Origin of the sequence: Kutzneria viridogrisea DSM 43870 (assembly GCF_000525635.1) — a bacterium.
Lineage (GTDB): Bacteria > Actinomycetota > Actinomycetes > Mycobacteriales > Pseudonocardiaceae > Kutzneria > Kutzneria viridogrisea.
In genome coordinates this window covers 63,392-79,170 of the sequence record NZ_CP007155.1, presented here as the reverse complement: position 1 = coordinate 79,170, position 15,779 = coordinate 63,392, and the positions used below count along the sequence as shown (strand labels likewise).

Annotated in this window: 12 protein-coding genes; 6 read left to right on the top strand and 6 right to left on the bottom strand. The window is 72.2% G+C overall.

The window, feature by feature from the left end:
• Window positions 1-43 precede the first annotated feature (43 nt).
• On the top strand, window positions 44-1,186 hold the full coding sequence (locus KALB_RS43525) for a hypothetical protein (protein WP_025353739.1): 1,143 nt from the start codon (window positions 44-46) through the stop codon (window positions 1,184-1,186).
• Window positions 1,183-4,845, top strand: coding sequence for a glycosyltransferase (locus KALB_RS00355; protein WP_081789133.1), 3,663 nt, complete (start codon window positions 1,183-1,185; stop codon window positions 4,843-4,845). Before KALB_RS43525 ends, KALB_RS00355 begins: the two co-directional genes overlap by 4 nt.
• Before the next feature lies 1 nt (window position 4,846).
• On the opposite strand, the gene KALB_RS00350 is transcribed toward KALB_RS00355, so the two are convergent.
• Genes KALB_RS00350 through KALB_RS00335 form a run of 4 tightly spaced genes read right to left on the bottom strand, consistent with a single transcriptional unit; the run spans window position 4,847 to window position 11,782 of the window.
• Window positions 4,847-6,772: a glycosyltransferase gene (locus KALB_RS00350; protein ID WP_025353737.1), complete on the bottom strand. Its 1,926-nt coding sequence runs from the start codon at window positions 6,770-6,772 to the stop codon at window positions 4,847-4,849.
• The gene (locus KALB_RS47395) at window positions 6,769-8,061 is read right to left on the bottom strand and encodes a hypothetical protein (RefSeq protein WP_158510697.1); all 1,293 of its coding nucleotides are present in this window, start codon (window positions 8,059-8,061) and stop codon (window positions 6,769-6,771) included. Before KALB_RS47395 ends, KALB_RS00350 begins: the two co-directional genes overlap by 4 nt.
• A gap of 36 nt (window positions 8,062-8,097) precedes the next feature.
• Window positions 8,098-9,414: an alginate O-acetyltransferase AlgX-related protein gene (locus tag KALB_RS00340; RefSeq protein WP_025353735.1), complete on the bottom strand. Its 1,317-nt coding sequence runs from the start codon at window positions 9,412-9,414 to the stop codon at window positions 8,098-8,100.
• 22 nt (window positions 9,415-9,436) lie between these two features.
• Window positions 9,437-11,782, bottom strand: coding sequence for a thiamine pyrophosphate-binding protein (locus KALB_RS00335; RefSeq protein WP_025353734.1), 2,346 nt, complete (start codon window positions 11,780-11,782; stop codon window positions 9,437-9,439).
• A 359-nt stretch (window positions 11,783-12,141) separates the two neighbouring features.
• Here KALB_RS00335 and KALB_RS00330 point away from each other — a divergent pair, with 359 nt between their 5' ends.
• The gene (locus KALB_RS00330) at window positions 12,142-12,519 is read left to right on the top strand and encodes a hypothetical protein (protein ID WP_025353733.1); all 378 of its coding nucleotides are present in this window, start codon (window positions 12,142-12,144) and stop codon (window positions 12,517-12,519) included.
• Window positions 12,520-12,655: 136 nt separating this feature from the next.
• On the opposite strand, the gene KALB_RS00325 is transcribed toward KALB_RS00330, so the two are convergent.
• Window positions 12,656-13,393, bottom strand: a complete 738-nt coding sequence (locus KALB_RS00325; protein ID WP_025353732.1) for a GNAT family N-acetyltransferase — start codon at window positions 13,391-13,393, stop codon at window positions 12,656-12,658.
• A gap of 87 nt (window positions 13,394-13,480) precedes the next feature.
• Here KALB_RS00325 and KALB_RS00320 point away from each other — a divergent pair, with 87 nt between their 5' ends.
• The 3 genes from KALB_RS00320 (at window position 13,481) to KALB_RS00310 (ending at window position 15,155) form a co-directional block, all read left to right on the top strand.
• Window positions 13,481-13,852: a MerR family transcriptional regulator gene (locus KALB_RS00320; protein ID WP_025353731.1), complete on the top strand. Its 372-nt coding sequence runs from the start codon at window positions 13,481-13,483 to the stop codon at window positions 13,850-13,852.
• On the top strand, window positions 13,837-14,148 hold the full coding sequence (gene trxA, locus KALB_RS00315; protein ID WP_025353730.1) for a thioredoxin: 312 nt from the start codon (window positions 13,837-13,839) through the stop codon (window positions 14,146-14,148). Before KALB_RS00320 ends, trxA begins: the two co-directional genes overlap by 16 nt.
• 101 nt (window positions 14,149-14,249) lie before the next feature.
• Window positions 14,250-15,155, top strand: a complete 906-nt coding sequence (locus KALB_RS00310) for a hypothetical protein (RefSeq protein WP_051913064.1) — start codon at window positions 14,250-14,252, stop codon at window positions 15,153-15,155.
• A 5-nt stretch (window positions 15,156-15,160) separates the two neighbouring features.
• Here KALB_RS00310 and KALB_RS00305 read toward each other — a convergent pair whose 3' ends face one another.
• Window positions 15,161-15,670 carry a DUF4232 domain-containing protein gene (locus KALB_RS00305; RefSeq protein WP_148309308.1) on the bottom strand — a complete coding sequence of 170 codons (510 nt, stop codon included), beginning with the start codon at window positions 15,668-15,670 and terminating at the stop codon, window positions 15,161-15,163.
• Window positions 15,671-15,779 lie beyond the last annotated feature (109 nt).

Sequence of the window (15,779 nt, the reverse complement as noted above, 5' to 3'; positions counted from 1 at the left end):
GCACAATGTCATGCGGTGAGTTGAACGATCCGGAGGGTTGGCGATGTCCTGGCAAGAGGAGCTGCAGCAGCTCGACAACGAGCTGGCCCAAGGCCGGGTGACCGCCGAGGACTACCGCCAGCGGCGTGACCAGCTGCTCAGCCTCGCCCAGCAGGGCGGGCAGCAGGAGCAGCAGGCCCCCGCCCAGCAGCAGAACAGCCCGTTCGCCGCGCCGTTCCGCTGGCAGCCGCCCGCGGGGCAGAGCCCGGCCGAGACGACCCAGGTGATCCGGCCGATCTCCGACCAGCAGCCGCCCCCGGCCGACTCCGCCGACCGCACCCAGGTGGTGCCGGGCGCGGGCCAGCAGGTGCCGCAGGGTGAGCGCACCCAGGTGGTGCCGAACGTGGGCGGCTACCAACAGGGCCCGCAGACCCCGCCGCCGTGGGCCGCGCAGCAGGCACCGCAGCCGCAGCAGTCCGGGGACTTCACCGCGCCCTGGTCGAACAACGACCTGCCGCCGGACTTCGGCAAGGCGAGCTGGCCTCGCCAGGGCCCCGAGGTGTTCGACAGCTCGGGCGGCGGGGGCAACCGCGGCAAGATCATCGCGATCGTGGTGGCGGTCGTCGTGGTGCTGGGCCTGGCCGGTGGCATCTACTTCTTCACCACCTCCGGCTCGAAGCCGGAGGCCAACCCGGACCAGGGCGCGAGCACTACTCAGGCCGCGCCGACCACGAGCACCGGCCCGCAGCTGCCGAAGGGCCCGTTCGTGCCGATGCAGGGCACGATCGGGCTGAACGCGACGGTCACCATCGACGCCGCGGTGCTGGCGAAGATCCCGACCGAGTCCGAGGGCCCGTTCCTGAAGTCCAAGGGCGTCACGCAGGTCGCCGCGGTGACCGCGGTCAAGGACGGCACGACCACCGGTGTGTGGGCGTTCACCCCGGGCCAGGGCAGTGACCCGAAGGCGCTGCTGGACTCGATCGACGAGGTGTTCGTCAAGGCCAACTACAAGGACGTGCCCGGGGCACCCGCGGGCACCCGCGCCCGGTTCCTGACCGACCCCAACGGCACGGCCTACCGCGCGCACTACATCGCCAACGGAGTGGTGATCCGGGTCGAGGCGTTCGGCAAGGACGCCACGGCCGCCGAGCGGGCGTTCCGCGACCTGCTGTCCGCGGAGACCGCGAAGTACCCCGTGGCTCAGTGAGCGAGCTTGCGAGCGAACCATTGAGCACCGGGCCCGCGCCGAGCGGGATCAACTACGCCGACGGAGCTGAGTCGGCGGTCCTGCGCGCGCTGCGTGCGGCCGCCGATGTCAGCGCGGGCTCGACCGAACTCGCGCGGCAGATCCGCTCGTGGGAGCTGAGCTACCATTTCTCCCCGCAGCGGCTCGGGTTGCTCGCGCCGCTGCGGCTACGGCCCGGCGCGCGGGCGCTGGACCTGGGTTGCGGCACCGGCGTGCTGAGCCGGGCGCTGGGTGAGGCCGGTCTGGACGTGCTGGGTGTCGAGGGCGCCGAGGACCGGGCCGCGGCGGCTCGCGAACGGTGCCGGGATCTGCCCGGGGTGCGCATCGTGCAGGGCGCCGTGGAGCGCGAGCTCGCCGGGGCCGAGCCGGTGGACCTGGCGCTGCTGTGCGGGGTCCTGGAGTACAGCCCGCAGTTCGGTGACGGCCCGGAAGCCTTGCTGCGCCTGGTTTCCGGTGCGCTGACCGAGTCGGGTGCCGTGGTGCTGGCGATCGAGAACCAGCTCGGTCTCGGCTACCTGCTCGGCCGCGACGAGGACCACCACGGCAAGGCGTGGATCGGGCTGGCCGACTACCCCGGTGACCGTGCGGTGCCGACCACCTGGACCCGGTCGAGGCTGGCGGAACTGCTCGCGGGCGCCGGGCTCACGGCGCAGCGCTGGCTGCTGCCGTACCCGGACTACAAGCATCCGAGAGTGGTGCTGGACGCCGAGGTGTTCGACCGCGCCGATGCCGTGGACGTGGTCGACAAGCTGGTGCGCGACCCGTTGCAGGGCGCGTTCGGCGGTGGCCTGGCGGCCGGTCCCGGGCGGGTGCTCAACCGGCTGGTCACCGGCGAGGGCTTCGGTGCCGAGGTGGCGCCGTCCTTCCTGGTGGTGGCCGGGCGCAGCCCCGAGGCCGTCGCGGCGGTCACCGAGCCGGGGCTGGCGTGGCTGGTCAGCGGGAACCGGCGGCCGAACTGGCGCCGCACCCGCAGGCTGGACGCGGACCTGGTGCTGCGGGCCACGCACTCCCCCGCCGCTGAGCCGATGCGGTGGCTGCGGCAGCAGGCGCCCACCGAGGAGCCGTGGGTGCCGGGCCGTCCCGTGGACCAGCTGCTGTTGGACGCGCTGCACCGCGGTGACCGCGCCGAGCTGAAACGGCTTCTGGTGGCGTGGAAGGACATCTGCCTCGCGCAGGCCAGCCCGCTGACCGCCGAGGACGAGCGGCACCCGTACCTGCCGGGGCGCGAGGGCGTGCCCGTGCTGCCCGCGGACCTGTTGGACGCGCACCCCGGCAACGTGATCGTCCGCGCGGACGGCGAGGCGATCCGGGTGGACCGCGAGTGGCGGGCCGGTACCGGGGTGGACGCGGAACTGGCTCTGCTGCGGGCTTTGCTGGAGTTCAGCCGCGAGCTGGCCGCCAGCGGAGCGCCGCACCCGTGGCCCGCGGACACCACCATGCGCGGGCTGCTGCGCGAGCTGTGCGAGCCGATCGGCCTCACGGCGGCGCTGGACCGGCGCGGTGCGGAGCTGCTCAGGGCCGAGGCCGCGCTCCAGGAGCTGGTCACCGGGGTGGACCCGGAGCAGGCCGTCCGCTCGATGAGCGCCGAACTGGACCGCGTACCTGGAATTCCACTGTGGACTGTCCAAGGTGGACTGGACACGATCCGGCACACCTTCCGCAGGCACGACGAGCTGCTCGGCGAGCTGGCCGAGGCCCGGACCGAGCTGGACCGGCTGCGCGCGGAGCTGGCACGCGGCCGCGAGCAGGCCGCCGAGGAGCTGGCCGGTGCCGAGCAGGACAAGGCGGAGCTGCGGCACACCCTGGGCATGGCGCGGGCGAGCCTGGACCGGATGGACGACCGGATCGGCATGGTGTTCGCCGAGCTGGCCGAGGTCAACCGCGAGGCCGAGCGCGAGCGGCAGGCCGCACGGGAGGCGCAGGAGCGGAACGCGCAGACCGCGGGGCAGTTGCACGCCCTGACCGAACGGCTGGTGCGGACCAGGGCGCGCCTGGACCTGCTGGAGAACTCCTCGCTGGTGCGGGCGGGCCACCGCTACCTGTGGCCCGCGGCGCGGGCCGCGCGCGGGGTTCGCGACCTGGCGCTGGGCCGCAACGGGGAGGAGCCGGACGGCGTGCTCCGGCGGCTGGGCAGGTTGGCGCCCTCCGTGGTCCCGCTGGCGGCGGCACGAGTGCGCGGCCAGGCGCGGCCGTCCCGGGAGCACGGACTGCACCACGCGATCGAGCTGCCTCGTGAACCGGTGCACCTCGGGCGTGGTCAGGTGCTGGACGTGCACGGCTGGGCGGTGCACACCGACCTGCCGATCAGCTCGCTGTCGATCGTCGTGGACGGCACGGAACACCGCGCGAGCTACGGCTACAAGCGGGTCGACGTGGTGCACGCGCTGGAGGCCCAGCTCGGCATCACCGTCGCTCAGGGCTCGGGCATGCGCGCGCGGATCCCGCTCACCGCGGTCGAGGCCGACCGGGTGGCGCAGGTTCTGCTGCGGGTCCGGCTCACCGACGGCACGGTGCTGGAGCGCGAGCTGCCCGCACTGCACCTGCACGCGGGAACCGGGGCCGAGCCGTCACGGATTCGTTGGCACGGAACGGGTCCACGGGTCGCGGTGTGCCTGCCCGCGCATCAACCCAGTGCCGAACTGCTGTCGGCCCAGGTGGACGCGTTGCGGGCGCAGACCCACACCAACTGGGTCTGCCTGATCAGCGATGACGCCTCGGCGCCGCGGGCGCGGGCCGCCGTGCGGGAGCTGATCGCGGGCGACGAGCGCTTCGTGCTGGTGGAGCACGAACGGCACGTGGGCATGTTCGGCAACACCGAGCGGGCGCTGGGCCTGGTGCCCGCCGATGCCCAGTTCGTGGCGCTGAGCGACCAGGACGTGGTGTGGGACAAGGACAAGCTGGAGTCCCTGCTCGCCGGGTTCACCGAGGACCGGGTGCAGCTGGTGTACTCCGACGCGCGGCTGCTCGACGAGCGGCAGCACGTGCTGACCGACTCGCTGTGGGGTGAGCGGCCCAACCAGTGGCAGGACCTGGAGTCCCTGCTGCTGTTCAACACGGTGACCAGCGCGGCGGCGATGGTGCGCGCGGACCTGGTGCGCGAGCGGGTGTTGCCGTTCCCGCTGACCCCGCCGTCGATGTCGCACGACCACTGGCTGGCGGTGGCGGCACTCGCGGCGGGACGACTGTCCTTCGTGGACCGTCCACTTCAGACGTACCGGCAGCGGGGTGGCGAGGTGCCGCACTGGCAGCCGCCGTGGAGCCCGGGCACGCTGACCGTGCTGCTGGCGGGCATCGGCCGGGACCGGCTGCTCGGCGCGGAGGACCTGCGGCTGCTCGACGGGGCGGCGGTGGACCAGTTGCCGGGGCTCGCGCAGTTCGCGGGCACCTTGTTGCTGCGCAACCGGGACCGGCTCGGCGAGCACACGCGCGCCGACCTGCTCCGGCTCACGCTGGCCGATCACGCGCGGGGCGCGGCCCTGTCCCTGCTGGCACGAGTCCTGCGCGGGAAGCCGGACACGGCTGGGGTGGAGCGGTACCTGCTGGCGACCGTGCTGCGCCGCCAGGCCAAGAACCGGCGCCTGCAACCGAACCCGGTGCGCAGGCCGCCGACCCTGGACTGATTCACCTGCGGGGTGGCAGCACCCCGCAGGCGGCCATCACGGCATCCACGTCGTGCCGGAACCGGCGCGCGGAGAAGTGCTCGCGGCAGGTCTCCAACAGGGCGGCCTGCACCTCGGTCCAGAGCACGTCGTCACCGAGCAGGCGCTGGCACAGCTCGACGAGCTCGGCGGGCGAGCTGCCGACCAGGTGCTTGGCGGTCCAGCCCAGGTGCAGGCCCTCGCCGCCGACCGGGGTGGTCACGAAGGGCAGACCGGCGGCCATCGAGTCCACGAACTTGATCTTGACCCCGGCGCCGTAGCGCATCGGCACCACGTGCAGCCGCGACTTGGCCAGCCACTGCGCCGGGCTGGCGACCTTGCCGACCACCTCGATCGTCTGGCTGCGCAGGGCGAGCACCGCGGGCGAGGGGTCCGCGCCGATCACGCGCAGCCGCAGGTCCGGGTCGGTGCGCAGCAGGCTCGGCAGCACCTCGTTGGCCAGCGCGAGCACCGCGTACTCGTTGGGGGTGCCGGGAGTTCCGTCGAAACCGCCGAAGAAGGCCAGCCCCGAGCGGGATTCCAGGCCTGGCACCTGCTCGGGCACCTGCACCGGGTAGCAGACCACGTGCATCGGCGTGCCGGGCGCGACCCGCGAGGCCCAGTGCGCCTCCTCCTCGCTCACGCACACCCCGATGTCGGCCCAGGTGAACGCCTCGACCTCCTCGGCGCGCAGCTCGGCGGCCTCCAACGCGAACCGGCGGCGGGCGTCCGGGTCGGTGGCGGTCTCGAAGTGCTGCTCGGGCCTGCGGTGGAACAGGGCCTCCGAGTCGTAGATCCGGATGGCCTGCGGCTGGCTCTCGGCAACGGGAATGCCCATGCGGCCCAGGTTGTGCGGCCGGAACACCACGATCACGTCGTAGAGTCCGGCCCGCTGCCAGCCCCAGCGCACCGGGTCCTCGACGCCCCACACGACCTCGACCCCGCGTGCGGCCAGGCTCGGCGCGTACTGCTCGGCCAGGTCGGGAAGTGCTGCCAGGTAAGTGATCCGTGCCGTCGGGCAGGCGTCCACCCACGCGTCCAGCACGGCCTGGGTGCGCGGGTCGCCTCGTCCCCGGTCGGCCTGCGGCACGCGGTCGTCGATCAGCAGCACCCGGTACGGCGTGTGGTTGTCGCGCAGCCACCACAGCCGGTGCTGCTGCGCGGGCAGCGCGGTGACGGCCGGTCGCCGGGACAGCTCCTCGGTCCAGCGGCGCTGGAAGATCCCGTGGTTGAGCCGCATCAGCTCCAGCGCGCGCTCCGAGCCCGCGCTGCCGTGCCGGGCGTGCAGCACCTGAGAGGCAGGTTCGACCCAGGTCTGCCAACCGAGCTTGCGCAGTTGCAGCGCGAGGTCCACGTCCTCGAAGTAGGCGATCTCGTACTCCGGGGAGAAGCCGCCCGCTTCGAGCAGGGCACGCCGCCGCACCAGCAGGCAGGCCGCCGAGGCGTAGTCCACCTCGCGCGGGAACAGCGGGGCCTCGTCCCAGGCGCGGCACCAGCCGTCCCCGCCGATGATGCTGCCCGCCTCCTGCACCGTGCCGTCCTGGTTGAGCATCACCGGGGCCACGGCGGCGGCCTCCGGCTTGCTGTCCAGCACGGCCAGCAGCGGGTCCAGCCAGCCCTCGCCGAGCTCGACGTCGGCGTTGAGGAAGCACACCAGCTCGGTACGGCTGCGCTGCACGCCGAGGTTGCAGCCCGCGCCGAAACCCAGGTTCTCGCGCATCCGGAGCACGGTGGCCCCGGTGAGGTTGCGCTCCAGCCACTCGCCGGTGCCGTCCGGCGAGGCGCTGTCCACCACGATCACCTCGTGGGGCTGCGGGGTGTGCTCGGCGAGCAGGCGCAGGCACTGGACGACCAGGTCCCGGCCGCCGTAGGACACCAGGACGAAGGTGATCCGCGGCGCCCCGGTCACGGGTTCTTGATCTTCCCGTACGCCTCGCGCAACGGCTGGGACCAGCGCAGCAACTTGGTCCTGCGCAACGCGTCCAGCTCGCGCACGGCGTGCCCGGACTGCGCGGCCAGCGCCTGGTGCCGGTCGGCCAGCTGGCGGTGCAGCTCGCGCTCGTGGTCCAGCTCGGCACGCAGCTTGTCCAAGTCGTTGTGCACGGACACGACCTGGTCCATCAGCACCTGGCGCTCGTGGACCTGGCGCTGGCGCAGCTGGGAGTGGGCCACCCGCAGGGCCTCGTTCTCCTCGACCAGGTCGACGATCCGCCGCTGCGGGTCCTCGCCACCGGCGGCCAACAGGTTCTCGGCGGCGATCGCCAACGAGTCCAGGTGCGCACCGGCCGCGGCCTTGGCTGCGTCGGCCTCCACGGCGGCGACCGACTCCAGGGCCTGCACCAGCGCGGGCACGTCCCCGGCGACCACGCGGCTGGGCGCGAACTCCTGCACCGGCCAGCGCTCCTCCCCGCTGGGGTCGAGCAGCACGAAGGGCACGCCGAGACCGGCGCACACCGCGGCCACGTGCTCGTCGGCGGCGATCACGGCGTCGGCGGCGGCCAGCGCGGCGATCCGGTCCTCGAAGGCCAGGTCGGCGGGCAGCACGCGGTCGCCGAGCTCACCGGGAACCGGGCCGGTGGGCATGACCAGCACCTCGCGGTCGCCGAGGGCGGCACGCAGCGCGGGCAGGTCCACCTGTGCGACCAGGTCGGCGGTCAGGTGCAGCAGCAGGAAGCCCCTGTCGGCGGGCAACTCGCCGAGCTGGCGCAGTTGGCGCTGCCGTGCGAACAGGGCGGGGCGCTCCACGAGGTTGCCCGCGAGCACACCCAGGTGCGGCACGATCGGCACGTGGCCACCGGCCCGTGCGCTGGAGCGGGCGTCGCGCACCGCCAGCACGGTCGGCGTCTTGCCAGCCAGGCGCACGCCCGCGGACAGCACGGTCGGTGCGGCCTCGGTGGCGAAGCACGGGGCCGCGGCCTTGGCCTCCTCGGTGCCGTACAGCGCGCCGAGGTCGGCGCCCAGCGCGAAGCTCGGGCAGAGCACGCTGACGTGCGCGGTGTGCTTGCCGGTGAGCCGCACGGCGACGATCCCGCCGTCGGAGACGCTCGGCCGGGATGCGCCCAGCGGGGTGTAGAGCGGGATGCCCCAGCCGGGCAGGCGCCTGTGCAGCTCGCGCTCCAGCACCCTCGGGTACACCTGGTCGCCCACGCCTGGCAGGTCACTGCTACCCCACAGGGCGATGACACCTTCTGTTCGCACGGGCAGCACTGTAACCAATGGGCCGGGCCGCCCAGGTCACCTTCGCGGATGTGCGAGCAGGGCCTGCACCAGGGTGTCCACGATGGGCTGCTGCACGATCGGGCTGACCCCCGAGGTGATGTTGCGCTCCACGACCTCGACCACCACCGTGTCGCTGTCCACCATGCGCTGCGCCTCGGCGTTCGGGTCGGCCTGCACCAGGGCCACGTTGGCGATGCTGACGTCGGCGAAGGCCGCACCCACGAAGGGGATCGCGAAGTTGGTGAACGAGTCGGAGACCAGCGTGGTCTTGCCGGGGATCATGCCGGTGAGCAGGTTGTTGGTGGTGTACGTGGCCACCGTGCGCGGGTCCGGGGTGGTGCGCGGGCTGCGGTCGGTGCGCCCGTCCGGGGCCAGCATGTAGGTGTTGATGTTGTCCACCCCGGTGCGGCCGATCATCGGCGGCAGGTCGGCCACCCCGTCGCGGGTGCCGGTCTGCGCCACCCGCCAGGTGCTGGTGGTGCCGGGCAGCACCTTCTCCGCGATGGCCTTGGTCATCACCAGGCCGCCGTCGTAGGTCCAGTGCGTGTCCTGCGGGAAGTAGACGTGGCCGCCGTGCTTGGCCGCCTCGGCGCGCAGGGCCTCGCGCAGGTCGAGCGCCCCCGTCTCGGACACCAGGCGGGGCCAGAACTGCTGGCCGAACGCCTCCGAGCAGGACTTGCCCGCGTAGTGGTCGGGCAGGTTCTCCGGTTCCTGGGTGGACTTGTCCGGGGGCACGACGAACACGAACCGGCGGCCGGAGTTCTCCACCGCCCACTTGAGCCGGGCCAGGTTGCTCAGCACCTGGTCCAGCGGCACCGTGGGCTGGCAGCGGCTCTGCATGTCCACGCCGAAGTACATCCAGCCGTTCTTGCCCTCCACCACGCGCGGGAAGCCAGCGACCGGCGGCGGCTCGATGTCGGTGGTGCCGCTCTGCGGGGACTGGGGGCCGGTCGGGGCGGGCGCGATCGGCCCGGACTGGTTGGGCTCGCCGCCGCCCAGCATCGGGGCCTCGCCGAACAGGCCGCGGCTGATCGCGTCGTTGAGCGAGATCGCCCCCGGCCGGAAGGACAGGTTGTCCACCGCCCACGGGGCCAGCCCGGTGAAGAAGCCCCAGCCCTGGGACAGGCTGGGGAACTGGTGCACCGCCCGGTTCTCGATGGACGGTGGTGGGCCGAACAGGACCAGGCCCACCACCGGGGTCAGGAAGAACACCAGCGCGCTGATCAGCGAGAACCGCTGCCTGCCGTGCCGGGGCCGGTACAGCGGGTGGTCGGTGGGCAGCCACGACTCGTGCCTGGGTATCGGCTGCGTGTCTTCCCCCGAACGCTGCATTCGGGCACCCTAACCGACCTGCTCAGTCCACCAGGTCCAAAGCCGCATCCCTGATCGCTGTGACGTCGATGCCGTGCAGCCGGTGGGCGTCGGCCACCGTCGAGGACTGGCCGAACCCGGTCACGCCCAGCGTGGTCGTCGGCACCCCGCGCACCGCGCCGAGGAACGCCAGCGTGTGCGGGTGACCGTCCAGCACCGTCACCAGCGGGGCCCGCTCCCGCGGCGGCAGCAGCACGTCCAGCACCGACTCGTCCACCAGTTCCGCGGGCCCGCCCGTCGGCAGCCCGGTCCGCGCCCGCGTGGCGCGGAACAACAGGTCCGCGCTGGTCACCACGTTGACCGCGGCCGAGATCCCGTGTTCCGCCAACTCCTCGGCGGCCCGCACCGCCTGCGGCACCGTGACGCCCATCGCCGCGATCACCACGTCCACCCGCTCGGGGGCCCGCAGCCGGTAGCCGCCCGCCACGGCCTGCCGCCTGCGCTGCTCGCGGTCGGCCGCGGGCACCTCCGCCAGCGACTGGTCGACCGGCCGGGTGGACAGCCGGAAGTAGGCGCTGCACCCGTCCGGCCTGCCCACGAACCGCATGGCGTGCAACAGGGTCCACTCCAGGTCCTGGCCGAAGGCTGGCTCGTAGGCCACGACCCCCGGGTGCTCCAGCCCTACCGAGGGCGTGATGACGCTCTGGTGCGCACCGCCCTCGGCCGCCAGCGTCACCCCGGAGGGCGTGCCCACCAGGATGGACTGGCCGCCCGCGTAGATGCCGAAGGTCCAGGGCTCCAGCGCACGGTTCACGAACGGGTCGTAGATGGTGCCGATCGGGATCAGCGGCTGGCCCCAGCGGCTCCACGTGGCGCCCAGCTCCCCCAGCGCGCCGACCAGGTTCACCTCGGCGATGCCCAGTTCCACGTGCTGCCCGGTGGTGTTCTCGGCCCAGCGGATGCGGGTCTCCGGGTCGTCCGCGAACCAGTCCTCCGGCCCGACCTCGTCGGCCTTGAACACCCCCACCTTGTTCAGCCACCCGGCCAGGTTCGTGGAGGACGCCACGTCCGGCGACACCGTCACCACTCGCGCGGCCACCTCCGGCGCCGCCCTGCGCAGATCGGTGAGCAGCCGCCCCAGTGCCGCCTGCGTGGACAGCCCCGAGCCGCGATGCCCCGCCGACACCTCCACCGGCACGGTCGGCGGCGCGGTCCTCGCGATGTCAGGCCGCCGCAACCTCTCCGCGACCTGCCCGCACAGCTCCGCCTCCGCCGAGCCCACCTCGAACGGCCGCCACGGGTCGCCGACCTCGGTGTGCAGCGAACGGGCCAGCTCCGCGTACTGGTCGGGGGTGAGCAGCGCGGAGTGGTTCGCCGGGTGGCCCTCCGTGGGCAGCCCGCGGCCCTTGATCGTGTAGGCGAAGACCACCGTGGGCCTGGTCGGGTCGGCCTGCTGGAACGCCGTGGTCAGCCCGCCGAGGTCGTGCCCACCCAGGTCGCGCACCGCGCTGTGCAGGGTCGGCCCGTCCACCGAGGCGAGCATGCGCACCAGCGCCGGATCCGGTGTGCCGCCCGCGATCCTGGCCCGCAGCTCCTCCCCGCGCACCCGCAGCAGCCGCTGGTACTCCGCGTTGGGCATGCCGTCGATGCGCTGGCGGAGCAGCTCCCCGCCGTCCCGGCTGAACAGCTCCTCGAGCACGGGCCCGTACTTGCAGGTCAGCACCTCCCACCCGGCGGAGCGGAACATGCCAGCGAGCCGCTCGTAGGCGATGCCGGGCACCACGCGGTCCAGGGACTGGCGGTTGAGGTCGACCACCCAGAGCAGTTCGCCCAGCCGCACGACCTGCGGGTCGAGCACGGCCTCCCAGACCGCCCCCTCGTCCAGTTCCGCGTCCCCGAGCAGCGCGATCATCCGCCCGTTCGGGCTGGTCTGCTTGCCGCCACCAAAGTGCGCGTCGACGTACCGCCGCGCCAGCGCAGCCCAGATCGTGGCTGTCGCACCGATGCCCACGCTGCCGGTCGAGAAGTCGACGGTGTCCGGGTCCTTCGTGCGCGAGGGGTAGGACTGGAGCCCGCCCAGGTCCCGCAACCTCGTCAGGTACTCGGTGTCCAGGTCACCCAGCAGGTGGTTGATCGCATGTAGCACCGGCGAGGCGTGCGGTTTCACGCTGACCCGGTCCTGCGCGCTCAGGCCGGTGAACCAGAGCGCGGTCATGATCGAGGCCATCGAGGCGGAGCTGGCCTGGTGGCCGCCGACCTTCACGCCGGAGGCATCGCCCCTGAGGTGGTTGGCGTGGTGCACGATCGAGGTCGCCAGCCAGAGGATGCGCCGTTCGACGGCGAGCAGGGTCTTGTCTGCGTCGACGCTGACGCGGGCCACGGTGGTCACGAATGACAAACGTAAACCATACGGGACGGTAACCCACTCATGTGATACGCATCACTTAAGTGTGCATTCAGTTTCTTTCCGTGACGACCAATCTCTGTGGATGCGCTCCCAGGCTACTGAGAGTGGCTACTAGTTAAACTGTTAACAGCACCTGTATTCCCCGAATGGGTGAATCTCTGCGACCGTTCTCCTGGGCTCGGTGGCACCAAGGACCGCCGGGTGTCGTGGGGGCATCAACCTTGGAGGCGGCAGTGGCTTTGCAGGTGGCAGCACTGGTCGTGGCCAGTCTGGTGTTACTGGTCCGGATCGTCGTCGCACTCTACGACCGACCCTCGAAGCCGACAGGTCGGTAGGCCGCCGTGGACAGGGCCTTGCGCAAGCTCGCCGAACTGCGTGAATGCGGTTTCCAGTTCATGAACCTGCCCGATGCCGACGGCCAACTGGACCGGATCATGGGTTTCCGGCACCTGCGGGGTTACCTGGATTCGCTGGTCTTCCGCTCGGAGACCGAGGCCCGCGCCGGACGCATTCCCGCCGTGCACGCCTCCACCCGGCACGTGCGCGCCGTCTGGCTGTACGAGGGCACCCTCTCCGACACCATCGACCGCCTACTGGAGCTGCCGCTGCCCGGAGCCCCCACGGCCCCCACCCTGGCCAAGTGCGGCTCGGCCCCCGACCTGCTGCCCAACGGCCTGAACCCGTTCCAGCTGTGGACCCCACCGGGCGCGACGGCCTGACCCACCCAGTCCATCCCCCGCCACTCCCTGGGGGGCGACCCCGTTTCCAGCCTACCGCCCGCCCCACCCCGTTGATCTTGCTGAAGATCCACATGTGGACAACTCGCCGCCTGGGGACAACTCAAGTCTGCGCAGGTCAGCCGGGTAGCGAGATGTGTAGGATGCGCCCGGTCGTGGTGAACCCGGCCCGGTTGTAGATCGCGGCCTCACGCTCACCCGCGGCCGTCAGGAAGGGCGTGTCCAGGCCCGCGTTGTACGCCGTGCGCGTCAGGTAGCTGGTGACGGCCGCGGCGATGCCACGTCGCTGCCAGGCGGGCCGCACGCCGATGCCCGCGATCTCCGTGGCGCCCGCGGTCGGGGCGGTGTACATGCCGCCACCGGCCGGCTCGCCGGAACGGGTCCGCACGAGCATCGCCATGCCGCCACGGTTGAGCATGGCGCGGGTCCTCGCCACGTCGGTGGCCTCGGGCGCGGGACTGCCGTACGCCTCGCACAGCGCGGTGTGCAGCGCCAGCAGGTCCTCGTCGGAGGTCACGGTGAGCGCCTCGAACTCGGGGTCCAGCTCGATCTCGGGCACCGACTCCGGGGTGCAGGTCATCAGCGGGTGCAGCCGCTCCACCTCGAACCCGGCCGACTCCAGCCGCGGCTGCACGGCGGGGGCGCTGGAGGGCACGTACTCCAGCCGCGGCTTGCGGTTGCGGGAGCGGAACTCGGCGACCAGCACGTCGACCTCGGCGGACGTGGGCTCAGCACCGATCTCCGGCATCGCGTAGTTCACGTACGGGTTGTCGCTGTGCGCGTCGAACCTGGCGAGGAACGGCCCGATCCGGGTGTCGCGGCCCGCCAGCAGGTACTCGGTGATCTGCGTGTCCACGGCGCGCAGGCTAGACCCGGCGGCCCCGGCGCACACCGGATTTTCGCCCCTGGCCTTGACGTCGGTGTGAAGGTCTAGCTTCGGTCCATGCGCATCGGTGAACTCGCCGAACTGACCGGCACCTCGACCAGGTCGCTGCGGTACTACGAGGAGCAGGGCCTGCTGTCGGCACGGCGGGACGCCAAGGGCTACCGCGAGTACGACGAGGCCGATCTGCGGGCGGTCCGGGAGATCCGCTCGCTGCTGGCGATCGGCTTCGGGCTGGAGGACACCCGGCCGTTCGTGGCCTGCCTGCGGGCGGGCGGCGCCAGCGGGGACTCCTGCCCCGACTCGGTGGCCGTCTACCGGCGCAAGCTCGCCGAGATCGACGACTGCATCGACCGGTTGCAGGCGGTGCGCACACAACTGGCCAGGTCCATCGACAGGTGTTCAGGGGAGAGACGATGCTGCCCGAGGTGACCGACGCCGACTTCGGCGAGCAGGTGCTGACCAGCGACAAGCCGGTGCTGGTGGAGTTCTGGGCGAGTTGGTGCGGGCCCTGCCGCATGGTGGGACCGGTGCTGGCCCAGATCGCCGAGGAGCACGCCGAGCGGCTGCGCGTGGTCAAGCTCGACATGGACGCCAGTCCGGGGACCGCCCGCGACTACCAGGTCATGGCCGCGCCGACCATGCTGCTGTTCGAGAAAGGGCAGGTCACGCGAACCATCGTGGGGGCAAAGCCCAAGGCCGCGCTGGAACGGGTTCTCTTCGGCTGATCGGGTGCCGCGCTTGCGCGTGACGGCCGTCTCGCTGACACTCCGAATTCGTACCGGGTCACACCCTGCACGATCCGGTGGTGAGGTGAGTGATGAGCCCGATGAGGGTCCTCCGACAACTCGAAGACGCCCTGGAGCACGGACCGTTCGAGCGCGCGCTGACATTGGCCGTCGATGCCAGCGGGCTGAGCCTGCACCAACTGCAGTGCTCACTGGCCGATCAGGGCGTGCAGATCAGCACCACAACCCTGTCCTACTGGAAGAACGGCCGCAGCAGGCCGGAGCGCCCCGACTCGCTGCGCGGCCTGGCAGTGCTCGAGACAGTGCTGGAACTGGAGCCCGGGGCGCTGGCCGGGCTGCTGGGCCCGCGCCGACCGCGGGGCCGCTGGCTCGACCCCACGGTGGGCCAGATGTGGGGCGGGGTCAGCTACCTGGAACCGCTGCTGACCTGGCTGGACATGCCCTCGCGGGCGCCGCTGCGCAGGCTGAGCCTGCACGAAGCGCTGCACGTGGGCCCGGACCGGATCAACCGCAGGCTGCAGATCCGCGAGGTGCTGCGGGCCAGTGAGCAGCGGGTGGGCCGGACCGTGGCGATGCTGCGGGGCATTCCCGGCGGCTCGCCGCCCACGCTGACCTCCACCCGGTACTGCCGGGTGGGGCGGGTGCGCTCGGTCGCCGCCGACGCGTTCCTGATCGCCGAGCTGGTGTTCGACCGCCAGCTGGCCGAGGGCGAGACGACGATCCTGGAGTACGAGTTCGAGTTCGCCGACACGGTGCCCGACGACCGCTACGACCGGCGGTTCATGCAGCGCACCTCGGAACACCTACAGGAGGTGCACTTCTCGCCGGAAGCGCTGCCCGCGAGCTGCCAGTCGTACCGGATGGACTCGCCGACCTCGGCTGAGGACGTGCTGGGCGAGGTGCGGGTCGACGCCGCGCACCCCGCCCACCTGGCCCAGGTCGACGTCTCACCCGGCATCTACGGGCTGAGCTGGACCTGGGCCTGAGCGGTTCAGCCGCGCACGGACCCGACCATCAGGTGGCCGCCGTTGAACACGTGGCCGCCGGTCCAGGTGACCGTCACGGGCCCGCGCACGCCGTCCAGCGAGAACTCCAGGGCGGCGGGCGCGGGCGCGTCCGGGTCGTCGCCGTCGGCGACCGGGATGCCGGTCCAGCGCAGCGGCAGTTCGGCCGCGTGGCCCGGGCCCACGGTCACCGGCGGGGCGGCGGCTCCCTCCTGCTCGGCGCGGGTGGGCAGCAGCGCGCCGTTGCCGTCCACGAAACGCGGGTCGAGCAGGTAGCCGGACAGGGTGCAGCTCGCGCCCTGGTTGGCGGTCAGCGTCAGGAACGAGGCGCGCTGACCGACCCCGGGGTCGATCTGACCGAGTGTGCCGTTGAGGTCGGCGGCCGAGCACGTGCTGTAGTGCGGCGCGGGTGCGGCGGTCGCGACCCCCGCGGTGCTGCCGACCAGGATCGCGGCCATCACGAGAGCGGCTGCGGAGCGCGTGGTGCTCGTCCTCAAGAGAATTCCCTCCAGTCACTTTGTGTAATCAGTAGACGTCTGATAACTCGACAGCGTTGATCCACAGTGACGCCTGTCACTACTCACTGTTCCACGTGGAACCGGCGCT